Source organism: Rhizobium sp. K102 (genome assembly GCF_022385315.1).
Lineage (GTDB): Bacteria > Pseudomonadota > Alphaproteobacteria > Rhizobiales > Rhizobiaceae > Rhizobium > Rhizobium croatiense.
Genome location: NZ_CP092436.1, coordinates 870916 through 888050, shown reverse-complemented (window position 1 = coordinate 888050; position 17135 = coordinate 870916). Strand labels below are relative to the sequence as shown.

12 protein-coding genes and 3 pseudogenes are annotated in these 17135 nt (G+C 62.0%); 7 read left to right on the top strand and 8 right to left on the bottom strand.

All coding sequences use genetic code 11. The annotated features are described in order from the left end of the window. The 4 genes from MHI61_RS10200 (at window position 1) to MHI61_RS10185 (ending at window position 3725) form a co-directional block, all read left to right on the top strand. Window positions 1–561, top strand: a complete 561-nt coding sequence (locus MHI61_RS10200; RefSeq protein WP_239791902.1) for a hypothetical protein — start codon at window positions 1–3, stop codon at window positions 559–561. 7 nt (window positions 562–568) lie between these two features. After that, complete coding sequence (locus MHI61_RS10195; protein WP_010030401.1) at window positions 569–907, top strand: hypothetical protein; 339 nt, start codon at window positions 569–571, stop codon at window positions 905–907. A gap of 1038 nt (window positions 908–1945) precedes the next feature. Further along, window positions 1946–2884: a sialate O-acetylesterase gene (locus tag MHI61_RS10190; RefSeq protein ID WP_239791901.1), complete on the top strand. Its 939-nt coding sequence runs from the start codon at window positions 1946–1948 to the stop codon at window positions 2882–2884. Window positions 2885–3086: 202 nt separating this feature from the next. Next, complete coding sequence (locus MHI61_RS10185; protein ID WP_239792822.1) at window positions 3087–3725, top strand: hypothetical protein; 639 nt, start codon at window positions 3087–3089, stop codon at window positions 3723–3725. A 588-nt stretch (window positions 3726–4313) separates the two neighbouring features. Here MHI61_RS10185 and MHI61_RS10180 read toward each other — a convergent pair. Together MHI61_RS10180 and MHI61_RS10175 are read right to left on the bottom strand one after the other, a co-directional pair. Continuing rightward, the gene (locus tag MHI61_RS10180) at window positions 4314–7097 is read right to left on the bottom strand and encodes an EAL domain-containing protein (protein WP_239791900.1); all 2784 of its coding nucleotides are present in this window, start codon (window positions 7095–7097) and stop codon (window positions 4314–4316) included. Window positions 7098–7270: 173 nt separating this feature from the next. Then, window positions 7271–7397: pseudogene (locus tag MHI61_RS10175) on the bottom strand (dihydrofolate reductase); the annotation flags it as partial. 49 nt (window positions 7398–7446) lie between these two features. Here MHI61_RS10175 and MHI61_RS10170 point away from each other — a divergent pair. Both MHI61_RS10170 and MHI61_RS10165 read left to right on the top strand, forming a co-directional pair. Next, window positions 7447–8049, top strand: a complete 603-nt coding sequence (locus MHI61_RS10170; protein ID WP_239791899.1) for a hypothetical protein — start codon at window positions 7447–7449, stop codon at window positions 8047–8049. Window positions 8050–8155: 106 nt separating this feature from the next. After that, a pseudogene (locus MHI61_RS10165) lies at window positions 8156–8245 on the top strand (thermonuclease family protein); the annotation flags it as partial. Window positions 8246–8342: 97 nt separating this feature from the next. Here the strand turns inward: MHI61_RS10165 and MHI61_RS10160 are convergent. From MHI61_RS10160 to MHI61_RS10140, 5 genes are all read right to left on the bottom strand, one after another. Continuing rightward, the gene (locus tag MHI61_RS10160) at window positions 8343–10475 is read right to left on the bottom strand and encodes a beta-galactosidase (RefSeq protein WP_239791898.1); all 2133 of its coding nucleotides are present in this window, start codon (window positions 10473–10475) and stop codon (window positions 8343–8345) included. A 14-nt stretch (window positions 10476–10489) separates the two neighbouring features. Continuing rightward, complete coding sequence (ugpC, locus tag MHI61_RS10155; protein WP_239791897.1) at window positions 10490–11635, bottom strand: sn-glycerol-3-phosphate ABC transporter ATP-binding protein UgpC; 1146 nt, start codon at window positions 11633–11635, stop codon at window positions 10490–10492. A 37-nt stretch (window positions 11636–11672) separates the two neighbouring features. Beyond that, window positions 11673–12524: a carbohydrate ABC transporter permease gene (locus tag MHI61_RS10150; protein ID WP_239791896.1), complete on the bottom strand. Its 852-nt coding sequence runs from the start codon at window positions 12522–12524 to the stop codon at window positions 11673–11675. Further along, on the bottom strand, window positions 12524–13408 hold the full coding sequence (locus MHI61_RS10145) for a sugar ABC transporter permease (protein ID WP_239791895.1): 885 nt from the start codon (window positions 13406–13408) through the stop codon (window positions 12524–12526). The genes MHI61_RS10150 and MHI61_RS10145 overlap by 1 nt, the downstream gene beginning before the upstream one ends. 335 nt (window positions 13409–13743) lie before the next feature. Continuing rightward, the gene (locus tag MHI61_RS10140; RefSeq protein ID WP_239791894.1) at window positions 13744–15030 is read right to left on the bottom strand and encodes an ABC transporter substrate-binding protein; all 1287 of its coding nucleotides are present in this window, start codon (window positions 15028–15030) and stop codon (window positions 13744–13746) included. Window positions 15031–15232: 202 nt separating this feature from the next. Between MHI61_RS10140 and MHI61_RS10135 the strand changes: the two are divergent. Continuing rightward, a pseudogene (locus tag MHI61_RS10135) lies at window positions 15233–16440 on the top strand (ROK family protein). Window positions 16441–16615: 175 nt separating this feature from the next. On the opposite strand, the gene MHI61_RS10130 reads toward MHI61_RS10135, so the two are convergent. After that, window positions 16616–17071: a DUF4168 domain-containing protein gene (locus MHI61_RS10130; RefSeq protein WP_239791893.1), complete on the bottom strand. Its 456-nt coding sequence runs from the start codon at window positions 17069–17071 to the stop codon at window positions 16616–16618. Window positions 17072–17135 lie beyond the last annotated feature (64 nt).

Below are 17135 nucleotides of genomic sequence, written 5' to 3'. Positions count from 1 at the left end.
ATGACGGCCAAAATTTACGGTCTCGAATCTCTGGTAGACATCAGTCTGGATTCAGGCGCTCGTCTCACCTTGAGGGATGGGCCGCTCCAGCTTGGATGGCGGCATTCGGGAATGACGTCGGACTTCATCGCCGAGATCATGGCCCTGCCCTATGCCCGTTCGAAGAAGGATTACCTGCAGGCGCATCACGACATCGGATATCTTAGCAACGAGCTGATTGAAAATGCCGTCAAATTTCGACAGCCCGGCGAGATCCTGATCGAAGCCGGCATGGTCAAGGGAAGCTTTTTGATCAGGGTGCAGAACGCCATCGACAGCGCGACGGCGTCTCGCTTTCAGCAGCTCCTGCAACGCCTGCAATCGAGGGAACCCGGCCTTCTGCTTCTTGAGCAAATCGAAACCAACGCCATATCGTCAGCAGGCGGTTCCGGCCTGGGTTTGCTCACCCTTCTGAGCGATTACGATGCAAGAATGGCATGGACATTCGAAGAAAATGACGACGAGCACATCATATTGACGACGACGGCAGCCGTGGCGATGCCACCCTCCTCCAATTTGTGAGCCAAGAATGGAAATCAGCGACGAAAACTTCCGCGTATGGGCGGAAAAGAATGAAGTCTTTTTCGACGGCGTGTTCCGCCTGGCGGGACCCGATGCCTATGCACCGATTTATTCATTGATAACAACCCTCCTTCACGAAGGGCACAAACAGGTGACCTTCGACTTGACCGGCCTCGAATTCCTCAATTCCTCGGGGATCAATCTCCTGGCGAAATTGACGATCGAAGCCAGAAAAATGGGTGACCTCCTCCTCATTGTGAAGGGCACCAACCAACATCCCTGGCAAGCGAAATCCCTTCCGAATCTGAAGAAGTTGCACCCGCTGCTGGATTTGCGCCTGGCGTGAGTTGGGGCGAAGCCGATTTCGGCCCGGAGTGTGAGGTGACGACGACCACCCCACCTCCGTCATGCACGGCCTTGAGTCGAGCATCCACACGGCACCCGCCAGCGCCAGCGGCATGGGTCTTCGGGTCAAGCCCTGGGATGACGGATATTGGGGTTGGCGTCTCGCCAAACTCGGCCGACTTACAAAGCACACCGGCTCGCGGATGCCTCATCATGCGCCACCACCACCCTCATCTCGCCCTCGTGTCGTGACCCTTGGAATGGCAAAGTGCGAGGTGACGATGACTCGCCCACCCGCTCCGTCATGCTCGGCCTTGAGCCGAGCATCCACACGGCACCCGCCAGCGCCTGCGGCATGGCCCTCGGGTCAAGCCCGAGGACGACTGAGATTGGGGTTGGCGTCTCGCCAAACTCCAGCGTTCTATAAGGCACGCGGGGTTGCGGAAGCGTCGTCAGGCCAGCCTATGGGACGCTTTCCCCGGCCGGCACCACCACCCTCAATCTTGTCCTCGTGTCGGGACCCTGGGAATGCCGGAGTGTGAGGTGACGATGTCTCACTTCCGTCATGCTCGGCCTTGAGCCCAGCATCGACACGGCGCCACCAGCGCCAGCGGCATGGGTCCTCGGGTCAAGCCCGAGGACGACGGAGGTAGAGGTTGGCGTCTCCCCAAACTCGGCTGCCTCACAAAGGCGTGCCGTATGGTAACCGGTGCTCCGCTAACCCGCCGCCCTGATCTGCGGCCGCCGTTCCATGAACGAGCAACGGGTTATCTCCATGGACTGCATGCTCCATAGCAGGCACGATCTCTCACCCAACCGGATGATTGCAATCACCGGTCCGGACTATAGTTAAGAACAGGTTTCCGGCGACTCCGCGCAAGTAGTCGTCGATGGGGCTCGATCTTCGCGACGAACTCTTTTTTAAAGAGCATGCCCGAACAAGCAAATATGGCTGATGTAACGGAACCTTCATGGCCGTAGCAGCCCTGATCGGTCCGACAGGCTCCACTCCATCGGATGATGTTTAGAAGATAACGACATGCGCAATACAATAGCAGTCGGCCTGGCCGCCTTGGTCGCCATGTACTTTGTCGGCGGCATGAGCGCGAGACATGAGATCTTTCCTTGGCCACAACTTTCCGCCCTGAGGACAATGGTTGGCGGCGAGAAGGCAGCGGCTCCCAGCCGTTATACTTTCGACGGCAAGGAACGACTCATCGGGGATGAATCAAAAACGCCTGTGACCTGTCCGACGCAAACCGATCGAACCGCTGTCTTACTGCTTCTTGGCCAATCTAACGCGGCCAACGACGGTGGACAACGGCACCGGTCAAATTATGGCGCTCGCGTTGTAAACGCCTTTGACAAACGGTGCTTCATCGCGGCGTCGCCACTGCTTGGAGCGACCGATACCAAGGGAGAGTACTGGACGCTCCTCGGGAACCACCTGATCGCATCGGGGCAAAATGACAACGTCATCCTCGCACCTCTCGCATATTCCGGATCCGAGGTCGCACGATGGGCGGCAGGCGGTGACCTCAATCCGGTGCTGGTCGATACAATGAAACAGCTTCAGGATTCCGGCTATCGGATAACGAGCGTCCTCTGGATGCAAGGAGAGGCAGACCTCGTTTTGGGCACCACTGCGGAGGACTATCAGGCACGTTTCCTGTCGATGGTCGACACATTGCGCCAGCACGGCGTCGAAGCACGCGTTTACATTTCGATCGCATCGAAATGCCTCGAACCGAGCAACGGCGGCTTCAAGGAGCATATTCCGGACAATGCGATCGTGCGGGCGCAACTGGCCCTGTCAAAAAGCGGCCACGGTATCCGAGAGGGCGTAAATACCGACGCGTTGCTCGATGGAGACGACCGCTACGACGACTGCCATATCGGGGGCTCAGGCGCGGAGAAAGTGGCACGGGCCTGGCTGAACCTTCTGAGTGGCGATCACCGTCTGGAAACCTCGCGATAGTCTTCCCTGAAGCGGTTTCGTGCCTTCGTGAGCTTCGGCCATGATCGCCGGCGCGGCGCGCCGCTGTGCTTCATCTAAGACCATAGCCGCTACCCTGAACCGGACCTCAGTCCGATGTGCAACGCGCGATAGCAATCTATCTTTCGAGTCAGTTCACGTCGTGCTGTGCACGGCATCTGATGGTCTCATTCGGAGAAAAACGATGCGGATAGCAACCTTAGCGTCCCTTGCCGTGCTTTCGCTGGCGCTTGCAGCGAGCCCGGCAACGATTGTCGGGCTGGACATGGCCGCACTTGCAAAGGACGGCGGAAACGGCGGCGGCAATGGTGGCGGGGGCGGCAATGGTGGCGGTCACGGCGGCGGCAACGGAAATGGTGGCGGCCAGAACAGCGGTTCAAATCATGGCAGCTCCAAATCGCAGTCCGTGAGAGGCAAATCGTCAGAGGCAGCCGGCAAGAACAAATCCGGCAAGACAGACACCGCAGCCAAAAGCACGAAAGAGAAGAACCTTTCGGCGCAGCTTAAGGGCCTGAATTCCTTGAAACGGAATTATCGGGCGCTGATGAACACATCGGACCCGCGCATGGCTGCCATTTCGGCCTACGCCGTGGCCTACGCCCAGTATGAGCTCGACAACGGAATCGAGCCCGCAGCCGACGACCCCGTGCTGGGCGATGCGGCGCTGGAGGATGCCTTGGCTTCCGCCACCAAAACCGGCGAGGTGAGCCCGGCGGTTCTGGACGAAGCCAAGACCATTCTCGGCGTTGGCGAAGCCGACGGCAAGATTGATCAGATCCGCACCTCGCTCGAGAACGCCGCGTTGACGACGTCAGATGAATAGCCACGAGTGAGTTGCGAGCGGTGCGAAGCCACCGGAATAGCTTCGCACGAACTATAAGAGCATTTCCGATTTTGTTTGAGTTCGGAAATGCTCTATTTTTTTGCCAACTCACCGACAAGCCCTAAACCTGGGCTGCCATTTTCCGCATATTCTAATCCGATTTCCCCCGCATGACCCTCGCTGCCGCGCAAGGTCAGATCAGCCGGCGTCGACATTGTTTGGTTGAACTGGCGGATGGCAATGCCTGATGGTGGCACATCGGCTGCAGTGGCTCTCCTCGGCCCGCCTCACCCTCCGTCATGCTCGGCCTTGAGCCGAGCATCCACATCGCCCCCATCGACACCAGCGGCATGGATGCTCGGCTCAAGGCCGCCGAGCATGACGGAGTATGGGATTGGCATTCCCGCCAAACCCGCCGCCACCGGATTGGGGACCGCCGTGCCGACTTGGCAGCGTGGCTCGCATGACCGGCTTCTCGCCCGTCGCTTCGCCTCGTCTTCACGCGCCTCATCGTCTCGCCTCCAATCCCTAAAACTCCCAACGCACACCGGTACAGATGGGCGCGATCCCGCCGCTCCCCAAGCCGCTTCAAGCCGCCTTCCCGACCGCCGGCTCGCCCATCGCCTGCGGCCTTCCGAGCAGATAGCCCTGCGCCTCGTCGCATTGCTCTTCCAAGAGCGTATCGAGCTGCGCCTGGGTTTCCACGCCTTCCGCCAGCACCGGCACCTCAAGGCTGCGGCCGAGCGCCAGGATGGCGCGGACGATCGCCTTGGATTGCGGACTGGTTTCGACCTCGGCCATGAAGCTCTTGTCGAGCTTGATCTTGTCGAAGGGGAAGGAGCGCAGCGTTTCCAGCGAGGAATAGCCGGTGCCGAAATCGTCGATGGCAATCGACACGCCGAGCGCCTTGATCGCGCGCATCGTCCGTAGCGCCTTCTCCTTGTCGACGATGATCGAGCTTTCGGTGATCTCGATTTCGAGACGGCGGGGGTTCAGCCCTGTTTCCGAAAGGATGCCCGCGATCACCGCCGCCATGTCGGCATGGCCGAGCTGGATCGGCGACAGGTTGACGGCGATCTTGTAGCTGTTGTTCCAGCTTGCCGCCTCCCGGCACGCTTCCCGGAGCACCCATTCGCCGATCGGCAGGATCGCGCCGCATTCCTCGGCAAGGCCGATGAAATCCATCGGCGGGATGTTGCCGCGTGCGTGATGCCGCCAGCGCAAGAGTACCTCGTAGCCGGTGATCTCGCCGGTGCGCACCGATTTCTGCACCTGATAGTGCAGATGCAGCTCGTGGCGGTCGATCGAGGCCCAGAGATCGTTGGCGAGCGCCCGGCGGCGGCGGGCATTCTCGTCCATGGCGGCCTCGTAGAAGCAGACCCTTTGCAGCAGCGATTGTTTTGCGCGGTACATGGCGAGATCGGAATTGGCGAGAAGTCCGTCGACGCTTGCCGCGTCGCTCGGATAGATCGCAACGCCGAGGCTGGCGCCGGTCTTGATCTCGAAGCCGTCGATGGCAACGGTGCCGGTGAGCGCGCCTTCCAGCCGGGCGATGAAATCGTGTAGCGCACTCAGCTCATCGAAGCGCTTGGTCGCCGCAAACTCGTCTCCGCCGAAGCGGGCGATGAACTCGCCCTCCTGCCGCGCGGCATCGAGACGCCGGGCGAGCTCGACCAGCACCTTGTCGCCGGTGGCGTGGCCGTGCTGGTCGTTGACTTCCTTGAACTTGTCGAGATCGATGCCGATGACGGCGACATTGCCCCTCACCCGGTCGGCGATCATCATCTCTTCCGAGACGCTCTCGCCGAACTGCAGCCGGTTCGGCAGGCCGGTCAGCGCATCGTGCTTGGCGAGGAAGGCGACCTGCTCTTCGGATTTCAGCCGATCGGTGATGTCTTCGAAGGTAACGACCCAGCCGCCATTGGCGAGCATGTTGACATGCTGCTGGATCGAGTTGCCGCTGGCATATTTGTGGACGGCGCCGCCGGAGCCGGAGCGGATCAGCGCCATGTTCCTGAGATAATGCGCCTCGGCGAGTGCCGTGGCTTCCGCCGCATCCTTGGTATTGGCGGCATAGCCGATGTCGACGATCTCACGATAGGCCATGCCGGGGCGCACCGAGCCCTCGGGGAATTTGAAGATTTCGAGATAGCGCTTGTTGCAGAGCAGCAGGCGCTCATCCCGGTCGAACAGGCAGATGCCCTGCCCCATATTCTGCAACGCGACGTCGAGATTGCGGGTGACCTCCTCGATTCGGTCGGCATCCGCCTTCTGTTTACTGTTGTCCTTGGTGATCTTCGCAAAGGCGATCAGCCCGCCGGTTTCGTCGTAGATCGCGTCGATGACGACATGGGCCCAGAACGAGGACCCATCCTTGCGATAGCGCCAGCCCTGGGCCTCGAACTTGCCTATGGTGCGGGCGGTCTCGAGCGCCCGCTGCGGAAGGCCTTTCCGCCGATCTTCCTCGGAATAAAACAGCGAGAAATCCTTGCCGACGATCTCATCGGCGCGATAGCCCTTGGCGCGCTCGGCGCCGGCATTCCAGTTGCTGACCTTGCCATCGGGATCAAGTATATAGATGGCGTAGTCGGTGACGCCCTCCACGAGAAGGTTGAAATTGCGCTCCGCCTTGGCGGCCTTGGCCTCCGAGCGCACGGCAAATATGGCGGCCGCAAAACCCGCCGCCAGCAGCGAAAAGGTGACGGCGGCGATCGTAACCACCATGACCGCAGGCGAAAGCAGCGTCGCGGGATCGAGCGCCACCACGTCGGGCGTGACGGTGACGCCAGCCATCGCGGTGAAATGCAGGGCGACAACGCCGGATGTCAACAGAAGCGCGGGCGCGAGCCTGCCGAGAAGCGACCGCTCGCCCCTGCCCGCAAACCGAAAGGCGGCGAGCGAAAAGACGATGCCGAGCGCGACCGACGCCGCCACGAACCCGCTATCCCACGAGATATCGCCAGGGAATTCGATGGCGAGCATTCCGGAAAAATGCATCGACCCGATGCCGGCGCCGAAAAGCACGCCGGCCAGAATATTCGCCACCCACCTGGTATAGGCGATCTTGGCGGCGATGGCGCCCGTCGTTGCGACGATCGCGACCAGCAGCGAAACCAGCGTCAGGCCGGCATGATAGCCCACGACGACACCGGGGTCATAGGCCAGCATGGCAACGAAATGCGTCGCCCAAATCCCAAACCCGCCAGCCGCCCCTGCCGTCCCGATCCACACCCACCGGGCAGCACCATCGGAAGACATCGCCCGATCGAGCAGAACCATCGCGCAATGGCTGGCAAGAAAGCAGATCAAACCCGCGAGACCGACCAGCGAAAGATCATGCTGCTCGGTAACGCACGTCAGAACGGTGAACATGGAATAGGACCCTCGATTTGAGGGGTCACGCTATGCGGCGGGCGTTTAAGGAAGGTTGAAGTGGAGTGGGCGGCTGGCGGGAAAGGCGGGTGTTTGGGCGGGTTGGAGGTGGCGATGTGGGATTAGGGTTTATCGCGGGTGTCTTGGTATGGTGAATGGATTTTCGCCTGGCGCGGAGGGCGAGGCCCGCGAAATAGGGCTTGCCCCACCACGACCGGATGCAGGTAGATGATATTCGTCGGTCAGGCCAAGTTCGATCAGGTTGTGGGCAAGCTCCGGGCCGGCGACTTCGATCTCCCCAATTTCACCCAAGCACCATGGTAGCGGACTTGGATGAGGGGAATCTGGGATGTCGATCTTGCTAAGAAGTTTGTCGCTACTGGTTGGAATAATATTGGCGGCACCAGCCTTTGGGAATTGCCTAACCGCCAATGAGACCAAACAGGGCGTGCTGCTCACCAGAGAAGTGCCTTTCTTTTCCGTATTCTACAAGCCGGACGGTCCGGGTCTCACCGAACAAAAGCTGGTGGAGCGTAACCGCTCACTGCAGCCGGTGTCGGCTGTCTATTTGCACCCCTTGCTCGTCGAAAAGAGAGTTGGTCCCAATGGGAAGCATGAGCTGAAATACGCGAATACGGTTGCGTTGGATGATCTGCCACAGAAGAAGAACTGGCAATCCGACACTACGCTTTTCATCAATGGCAAAAAATCCGTTTCGGGCACTACTTTTATTCGGTTCGACGGCTTGGGAGAGGAAACGATCGCATCTTGTTCCTACAAAGTTTGGGCCATCAACAGCCGCCTGGAACTGACGGAATTGCCTCCGATTATTTTTGAACAATACTATTCCCCCGAGCTTCGTCTCGTTCTTCGTTCGGTAAGGCTGGCCCCTTCCGGCCAGCCGTTGAGCGAGGTTCGATTTGATCGGTTCCAAATTGGCTGGGGCAACTGATCGATCCTGAGGTCAGGCTGCCAGCCCGAAAGCTGGCTCGCATCAATTTCCTGAAGTCGAGACCGCAGAACCCGACGGCGATACCGTCAAATGCGATGCGCAGAACATGCGACTGCTTGCGGAAGGTGTTCCGTTTATCTCGGGCATTGATACGCTGGAGATTGGATCGCACGCAAAGTGTATCCAGGAATGGAAGTAGCCTTTAATAAGTGGGGCGAGAAAAAACTTTTCCATAAGGAAGTTCGAACCGAACGCTATCAGCTTTCGCTAATCGCCTTTCTTCAGCGCTCCCCTCACGCCTCCAACTCAACAATCGCACACCCGTACCCGCCAAGCTCCAACCTCCCCCTCACCGGCCTCTCCCCATCCAGCAGATCCCGCCCGGCAGGCACCCCACCCACCGTCACCGCCTGATCCGTATAATTCTGCACAAACAGCAGACGCCGCTCCTCGTTCATCCGCATCGTCACCTCCACGCCCTCCGGCAGCCCGCCGACCATTGGTTCGATGCCAGCAGGTGCAAACAGGCGTTCGGTCAGCGCCTCCGTCAGCTCCGGCGTGAGGTAGGTGCCGAGATAGACCACCTGGCCCTTGCCGACCTTGCGGGAGGTCGCCATCGGCTCGCCTTCGGCGTAGCGGTTGGACCAGGCGGCGATGATCTCGACGTCGGGGTCGATGGCAAGGTTTTCGTAGAAGTGGCCGGCGGTCAGTTCGCGGTTGCCGATCTTGAAGCGGCGCTGGCGGCGGTGGGATTCGGCCGGTTTGTTCGGCGGGATGACGAGGCCACCGGAGCGTTCCATCACGTCGAACAGGCCGTTGGCGCCCGGTGCGGCGAGACGGCCGAAATCCTCGACGCGCACGCCGGTGAGCTTAGAGAGCGCGGTGCCCGGCGCGGTTTCGCGGATGACGTGGTTGTCTTGCGTGCGGGTGCCGGTGCGGGCGCCGATGACGACGGTGCCGCCGGAGGCCGCGAAGGCTCCTAGCCTGGCCGTCCATTCGTCCTTCCACATCACCCAGTGGGGGACGTAGAAGAGCTTCAGCCTGGAAAGATCGTCCTCGGGATGGATGAAGCCACAGGCGATGCCGCGGTCGTAGCAATATTGGTGCATGAGGATCGCATCGTCCTGCGGGCTCGGCAGGCCGATGGGATAGGTCTTGTGGGCTTCCTGATTGTCGAAATCCGAGCCGGCGATGCCGACATCCATGCACACATAGGTGCCGAGGATCTTCGGCTGTAGCGCGATCATCTCGCTTGCGAAGCGGCTGGCCTCCTCATAGCGGTGGCGGCCGATATCGTCATGGTCGATGATGCCCATCCAGTAGATCTCGGCGCCGAAATGGGCCGGCCGCCAGCGGAAGAACATCAGGCCGTCGGCCCCATGGGCGACCGAGGAAAGCGCCATGCGGCGCAGCTCCCCCGGCTCCGGCGTCAGCGTGCAGAAGCCCGGCTGGCTGCCGAAGCCCGATTGCTGCTCGGGCACGATGTAATTGCCGGAAAAGCCGCGGCAGATATCGAGATGCAGCGCCTGCACCTTGGCGTGGTTTCCGAGCCGCTGGAACTCGTCATAGAGCATCGGATAGATGTCGTAGCCGACGAAATCGAGATCCTTGCTGAACTGGCCGCGGAAATCGATATCCCTCAAGCCGCCGAGATTGTGGAAGACGAACCAGGAAGGCTTCACCGCGCGCAGGATCTCCACCTGGTCGTGCTGGAAGCGGGCCGTGGAGAAGGCGAGGAAGCGGTGGTAATCCTGCAGGTGGCCGGGGCTCGGGAAGGTCGGGCCGAACTCGATCGGCAGCACCACCTGATCGAAGCTGTCATAGGCCGTCGCCCAGAAATCGCCGCCCCAGGCGTGGTTGAGCTCGGCGATCTCGCGGTATTTATCGGCGAGGAACAGCTGGAATTCGCTGAGCGTCGCGTTCGAGAAGCTCTCCGGCATGCTGGTGTTCAGCTCATTGTCGGTCTGCCAGCCGACGACGAAAGGATTGTCGCGATAGTGCTCGGCCATCGCCCAGGTGATGCGCTTGCTGTGCTCGCGGAAGACAGGGCTTGCCGTGTCGCAATGCTGGCGCGAGCCGTGGCTCATCGGCCGGCCCTTGCCGTCGACCCTTAGAATTTCAGAGTGCGCGGCCGTCAACCAGCGCGGCGGCGTCGCCGTCGGTGTACACATGATCGTATCGATGCCGTGGCGGCCGAGGATCGCGATGGCGCGGTCGAAGAGATCGAAATCATAGGTGCCGAGCTTCGGCTCGAGGATGTGCCAGGCGAATTCGGCCATGCGCACGACGTTGAAGCCGGCTTTGGCCATGCGCTCGGCATCGCGCTCCCAATAGCTTTCGTCGACATGCTCGGGATAATGCGGGGCGCCGACGAGAAAGCGGTCGGTCTTGACGGTGTTCCATACGGAGAGGGTCTTGTCGGACACGGGGCTGGTCTTTCCTATTTGTCGAGAATGGTCTTGCGGGCGCTGATCGTGCGGCCGCCATCGGGAGAGAAGAGATAGAGTTCGCGCGCATCGAGCTTCAGCGCCACCTTCTGGCCGGCGGCAAAGGGTGCGACGTAGCTGAGCTGCGCGGTGATGTTGCCGGTGCCGCTTTCCGACGCGATAGTGCTGAGACTGCCGGCATCGACATAGAGAATGGTCTCACGGCCGAGATGCTCGACGAGGCGCACCTCGCCATGCACCGCGCCGCTCTCGCTGCCCTCGGCGACCACGGAGATCGCCTCCGGGCGGACGCCGAGCGTCAGGGCCACGCCTTTCGCAAGCGTCGCCGGTTGCGCAAGCTCCACCGTCAGCGGCGACAGGCCGGGCGCGGAAACGGTCACATCTCGGCCGGACACCGCATCGATGGTGACGCCGAGGAAATTCATGCGCGGCGCGCCGAGGAAGCCGGCGACGAAGAGATTGTCGGGGTTGCGGTAAAGCTCCAGCGGCGAGCCGACCTGTTCGATGATGCCCTGATTGAGCACCACGATGCGGCTTGCCATGGTCATCGCCTCCACCTGGTCGTGGGTGACATAGACCATGGTGGCGCCGAGTTCGGCATGCAGGCTGCTGAGCTCGACGCGCATCTGGGTGCGCAGCGCCGCATCGAGGTTCGACAGAGGCTCGTCGAACAGGAAAACCTCGGGCGAACGGGTGATCGCCCGGCCGATCGCCACGCGCTGCCGCTGGCCGCCGGAAAGCTGCTTCGGCCGCTTGTCGAGCTGGTCGCTGATCCGGAGAATCTTGGCGGCGCGGGCAACGGCCGCATCGATCTCGGCCTTCGGGCGCTTGGCCATCCTGAGGCCAAAGCCCATATTCTCCGCCACCGTCATATGCGGATAGAGCGCATAGGACTGGAAGACCATGGCGATGCCGCGATCACCCGGCTCTTGCCGCGTCACATCGCGGCCGTTGATCACGATCTGGCCCGACGAGATCGTCTCCAGCCCGGCGATGGATTTCAAGAGCGTGGACTTGCCGCAGCCGGAGGGGCCGACCATGACGATGAACTCGCCTTGCGCGACCGAAAGATCGATGCCGCGCAGCGCATGGTAGGCGCCGTAATCCTTGTTGATCTCTCGGAGTTCGAGACTGGTCATATCCTGGCCCTCTCTTGTTGAAACGGAAGACGCCGGCTCATCCCTTCACCGCGCCCATGGTGAGGCCGGCGATGAAGTGCCGCTGCATCAGGAAGAACATCACGACGGGCGGCACGGCGACGATGATCGTGCCCGCCGAAACCAGGTTCCAGGCCGAGACCCATTCGCCGCGCAGATTGGCAAGGCCGGCCGTGACAGGCTTGACGCTGTCGCTGACGGTCAGCACCACGGCCCAGAAATAATCGTTCCAGACGAAGGTGAAGATCAGGATGGCAAGGGCGGCAAGCGCCGGGCGCACCAGCGGGATCACCACATGGATGAGCGTCTGGAAGGGCGAGGCGCCTTCGGCGCGGGCCGCCTGGAACAGCTCGTCCGGCAGGGCGGCGATGAAATTGCGCATGAAGAGCGTCGCGAAGCCGGTCTGGAAGGCGACGTGGAAGATGATCAGCGCCACGGTCGTGTCGATCAGGTCGAGGCGTACCATCAGGTCGCGCACCGGAATCATCATGATCTGGTGCGGCAGGAAATTGCCGCCGACGAAGAGCGCGAAGATCAGCATGTTGCCGCGAAAGCGGTAGCGCGACAGCACGAAGCCCGCGAGCGTCGACAGCACCAGCACGCCGATCACCGAGGGAATGGTGATGATCAGGCTGTTGAGGAAATAGCGCGCCATCGGCGTGTCGGTGAAGACGGCCCGGTAATTATCGATGAGGCCGATCTCGGTCGGCCAGCCCCAGAGATTGCCGCCCATCACGTCCGCCGTCGAGCGGAAGGAGGTAAGGATGATGGCAAAGAGCGGGCAGAGCCAGAGGATGAGCACGAGGACGACGGCCAAGACATAGAACCGGCGCTGCCAGATCGCGCTTTCGGGAATGGGACGAGGATACATCAGCCTCCCCTCTCTTCGCTGCGGATGATGTGGGTGAGATACCAGGCGATGAAGACGGCCATGATCACGAAGAGCACCGAGGCGATCGCCGCGCCGTAGCCGAAGCGGTAGGAGAAGATCGACTGCTCGTACATCTGGTAGGCGAGCACCGAGGAGGAGCCGAACGGCCCGCCCGCCGTCATCACCGAGATCATGTCGAAGGAGCGAAGCGCGCCAACGACGGTGACGGCAATGGCGATGAAGGTGACTTGCGTCAGCTGCGGCAGCACGATGTGGCGCAGCATGTTCCAGCCCCTCGCGCCATCGACGCGCCCTGCCCCGATCAGCTCTTCGCTCAGATTGTTGAGACCGGCGAGATAGAGCACCATGCAGAAGGTGATCTGCGGCCAGAGGGCGGCGATGACGATCGCGAAGGTGACGAAATGCTCGTCGGAAAGCACGGCCGGCGTCACCGCCCCGAAGGCCCGGAATATCAGCGCCAGCAGGCCGAACTCAGGCGTATAGACCCAGGTGAAGACGACGCCGACGGTGACCGACGCCAGCACCAGCGGAATGAAGAACAGCGACTTCAGGAAGCGCATGCCCGCAATTTTCTGGTTGACCAGCAGCGCGATGGCGAGCCCGATCGGCGGCGCGGCCATGAACATGACGAGCCAGATCAGATTGTTCTTCAGCGACACGTAGAATTGCGGATCGCTGTAAAGCTCGACGTAATTGCCGAGCCCGATCCAGACCATCTCGCCGAAACCGTCCCACTCGTGAAAGCTGATCCACACACTCCGGACCGCCGAGAGCAGGATGACGGTGAAGAACAGCGCGATCGCAGGCGCGATAAGCAAAGTCGGGGTAAGCCACCAACGCTGGCGGCGCCATAATGTCTGCATCTCTGGAGCCTCAAATTATTTCGGGAGCTGGCTGACGCCCCTCAGGCTGTAGACAAAGCCGTGCCTCTCCTCCGTCATGCTCGGGCTTGTGCCCCGAGCATCTGTCCCCGGTCGATAGGGCAGCAGATCCTCGGCACAAGGCCGAGGATGACGTCGAGTGAAGGGGCGACGTATCGGACTGCCGACGACGAAAGCCACCACCCGCTCCTCCGTCATGCTCGGGCTTGTCCCGAGCATCTACCCCCGTTCGATAGGGCAGCAGATCCTCGGCACAAGGCCGAGGATGACGTCGAGTGGAGAGCAGCTCGTCAACCAAGTGGAGCGGCCCGCACCCCTCAGATCTTATAAATCCGCTTCCGCGTCCCCTCGAGCCGCGTCAGGATGGCCTTGCGCCGGTCGGGCTTGGCCATGAACTCCTGGAAGCCGACGAGGCCGGCCTGGGCCATGTCGGGGTCGCTGTCGCGGTCGTAATATTGCGAGGTGCCCTGAACCGTCTTCATCGTCTCGACGGCGACGTTGACGAGCGGATCCTTGCTCGGCGGCAGGTCGTGGCGCGGCGGCACGTTGCCGCCCGGCTCCAGATAGGCCGCGAGGTTTTCCGGCCTGTAGAAATAGGCGAGGAAATCGCGCGCGCCCTGCTTATTCCTAGCCTTGGCGGGAATGTGGATCGAATTGACCGAGAACTCCTCGAAATGGCCGACCTTGGCGTCGAGCACCGGGAAGGTGGCGTAGGCGAGCTGCGGCAGATCCGCTTCGGTGAAGGCCGAACGCAAGAAGGCACCGAGGTTCATCATGCCGGCCTTCTTCTGTGCCAGAAGGGCTGCGGCCTCCTGCCAGCCGAAGGAGGTGTGGTTCGGCGTGAAGAAGCCCTTGCCGATCATCGCCTCCCACTGGTCGAAGACATCAGTCAGCGCCGGATCGAGATAGCTCATCTCGCCGTTCATCAGCGCCATGTGCTTGTCGAGGCCGTTGATGCGCAGGTTCATCTGGTCGAACCAGCCGGCCGCCGGCCACAATTCCTTGGTGCCGATCGCGATCGGCGTGATGCCGGCCGCCTTGCACTTGTCGCCATAGGCCATGAAGTCCTCAGCGGTCTTCGGCACCGTCAGGCCGTGCTGCTCGAACACATCCTTGCGGTAGAACATGCCCCAGAGCGTGCCGCCGGTGGGGAGGCCGTATTGCTTGCCGTCCTCGGTGACGGCGCCGGCCGTCGCCCCCAGCACGTCCTTGTATTTTTCCTTCTCGAACAGGTCGGAAATATCGTCGAACAGGCCGCGCTTGACGAAGGCGCGCATGCGGTTGCCCGAAAACCACGAGCAGACATCCGGCGCGCCGGCAACGAGATAGTTGCGGATCGCCGTCTTGTGCGACTCGTGATCCATATTGTTGATGACGACGTTGACGCCGGATTCCTTGGTGAAGCCCGCGGCGATCGCCTTCAGCGCGTCGAGTGCCGCACCGTTGTTTTCGGCCGAGATCATCGTGACCTCCTGCGCCTGCGCGATCGCCGGGATCGGAAAGCCGCCGGTGGCCGCACCGGTGACCGCGGCCGCGGAAACAGCGCCCGCCCCTTTCAGGAAGCTTCTGCGGGTGGTTTCGGGAAATTGCTTCGAAAATGCCATTGAATTCCTCCCAGTTGATCGATCGACACCGCCCGGCCCAAGCGGCCCCCTCCTTGGAACGCGCTCGATCAGGCATTTAACGCGCCGGTCGCCCTGCGATGCCCGGCGTACATTCGCCCCGGCTTCAGTTGATCGGCGGGCGAACTTATGCATAGATTGAGCGAGCCCGCAATAATTAATTTACAAAATTAAGGAATGCATCGTGAAGCTGAAAGGCGACCAGACCACGGCGAGAGCCATGAACCGACGCCTCATCCTCAACCTTCTCAGACGCGAAGGGCCGAGGAGCCGCGCCGATATCGCCACCGTCATCGGCCTCTCCCCGGCCGCCGTCACCTTCGTCGTCGCCGATCTTCTGGGGAAGGCATCGTCACCGAGGGCAAGGCGGTGCCCGGCTCCGCCGGCCGCCGGCCGATCCCCGTCGAGATCAATTACGAGCACTCGCTCGCGCTCGGCTTCAAGCTGATGGTGGATTCGGTGGAATGCGTGGCGACCGATCTCGCCACCAATCCCGTCGCCGCCATGCGCGTCGGCCTGGAGGGCCACGATCCCGACTATGTCGCCGATCTGCTGGCGGGCACCGTGCCCGCGCTGGTCAAGCTCGCCGGCCGGCCGAAGGCCAAGCTCGCCGGCATCGGCATCTCCATGCCCGGCGTCATCAACCACGAGCAGACCGCCTGCGTGCGCAGCCACCGCTTCCAATGGGACAACGTGCCGCTCGCCTCGCTGGTGGCCGCCCGCGTCCATGTGCCGGTCTGGCTGGAGGACGATACCAACGCCTACGCTATCGCCCAGCAGCTCTTCGGCCTCGGCCGCCAGCACCGCAACATGGCGGTGCTGGCCGTCGGCGTCGGCATCAGCTGTGCGCTCGTCATCGACGGCAAGCTCTATCGCGGCGCCAATGGTGCGGCCGGCAAGTTCGGCCACACGCTGTTCGAGGAAGGCGGCCGGCTCTGCGAATGCGGCAAGCGCGGCTGTCTCATGGCCTATCACTCCGAACTGTCGATGCTGCGCCGCTGGCGCGAAACGACCGGCCGCGACGATCTCGGCCTCCCCGAACTGCGCACCGCCCTCGCCTCGGGCGATGCCACCGCCCTCACCCTCGTCGGAGATTCCGGCCGCGGCATCGGCACCGCGCTCGCCAACCTCGTCAACATCACCGACCCCGAAGTCATCGTCGCCGGCGGCGAAGCCGTCTCCCTCGGCGATGCCTTCCTTAACCCTCTGCGCGAAGCCCTCACCGCCCGCACCTTCCGCACCGCCCCGCCGCTTTTGCCCGACTGGGAAGACAATTCCTGGGCGCGGGGTGCGGCAGCGCTGGTGACGCAAAAGATCTTCGACTTCGAATCGTCCGGCGGGGTGACGGATGTGACGCTGGCGGGTGTCACAGGCTCGACGTCGGCGGCTTGACGTGCGGTAGAAGGCGGATTGTCTTATCGGACGGTATGTGTGGCCCCCTCTGGCCTGCCCGGCATCTCCCCCACAAGGGGAGATCGGCAAGTGGGATTTCGCGCCCACTCGCCGCATGGACTTTCAGCTTGCCCGCCCCTTCGTCCGACTTAGGGATGTTACAGGGCCGCGCTGCCTATTGCTGCTGTCGCGGCTGCGCCGGCGGCGGTGTTCCGATCTTGTCCAGGACCTTCTTGGCGAGCGCCGGGTCGCTCTGCGCGGCCGTCAGGATCGAGGAATATTCCTCGACCGAGATGTCGTTGGAGGACTGGACGGTTTCGACCATCTCCTTCTTGGCCTCCTCCTGCAGCTTTTGCTTGGCTGCCTGATCCTTCGTCGCGTCGATCTTGGCCGAATATTGCTGCCGGACCTTATCGACCTGCAGGTAGGCGACGGCAAAGGCCTCGAGTTTCTGATCGCTGACGGCCGCCGGCGCAGCCGTGCCGCTGCTCTGTCCCTGCATCGGCGCCTGGCCCTGCGCGGCCGGCTGCTGCCCTGCTTGGGCCATCTCGACAGCCGAAGCCGGGCTGAACGCCAGCAGGCTGAAGACTGCAGCGGTCATCATTGCGACAGGTGTGTAACGAGTGATCATATTCGTTCCTTTTTCACGTGCGTGATTTGACGGCAGCAAGACCGCCTCGGTCGATCGCTCGGCC

Bases quoted from the DNA above. Each gene is read 5' to 3' on its own strand.
- MHI61_RS10130 (WP_239791893.1), bottom strand. From the start codon at position 17,071: ATGATCACTCGTTACACACCTGTCGCAATGATGACCGCTGCAGTCTTC.
- MHI61_RS10195 (WP_010030401.1), top strand. From the start codon at position 569: ATGGAAATCAGCGACGAAAACTTCCGCGTATGGGCGGAAAAGAATGAA.
- MHI61_RS10200 (WP_239791902.1), top strand. From the start codon at position 1: ATGACGGCCAAAATTTACGGTCTCGAATCTCTGGTAGACATCAGTCTG.
- MHI61_RS10180 (WP_239791900.1), bottom strand. From the start codon at position 7,097: ATGTTCACCGTTCTGACGTGCGTTACCGAGCAGCATGATCTTTCGCTG.
- MHI61_RS10185 (WP_239792822.1), top strand. From the start codon at position 3,087: ATGCGGATAGCAACCTTAGCGTCCCTTGCCGTGCTTTCGCTGGCGCTT.
- MHI61_RS10150 (WP_239791896.1), bottom strand. From the start codon at position 12,524: ATGTATCCTCGTCCCATTCCCGAAAGCGCGATCTGGCAGCGCCGGTTC.
- ugpC (WP_239791897.1), bottom strand. From the start codon at position 11,635: ATGACCAGTCTCGAACTCCGAGAGATCAACAAGGATTACGGCGCCTAC.
- MHI61_RS10190 (WP_239791901.1), top strand. From the start codon at position 1,946: ATGCGCAATACAATAGCAGTCGGCCTGGCCGCCTTGGTCGCCATGTAC.
- MHI61_RS10140 (WP_239791894.1), bottom strand. From the start codon at position 15,030: ATGGCATTTTCGAAGCAATTTCCCGAAACCACCCGCAGAAGCTTCCTG.
- MHI61_RS10170 (WP_239791899.1), top strand. From the start codon at position 7,447: ATGTCGATCTTGCTAAGAAGTTTGTCGCTACTGGTTGGAATAATATTG.
- MHI61_RS10145 (WP_239791895.1), bottom strand. From the start codon at position 13,408: ATGCAGACATTATGGCGCCGCCAGCGTTGGTGGCTTACCCCGACTTTG.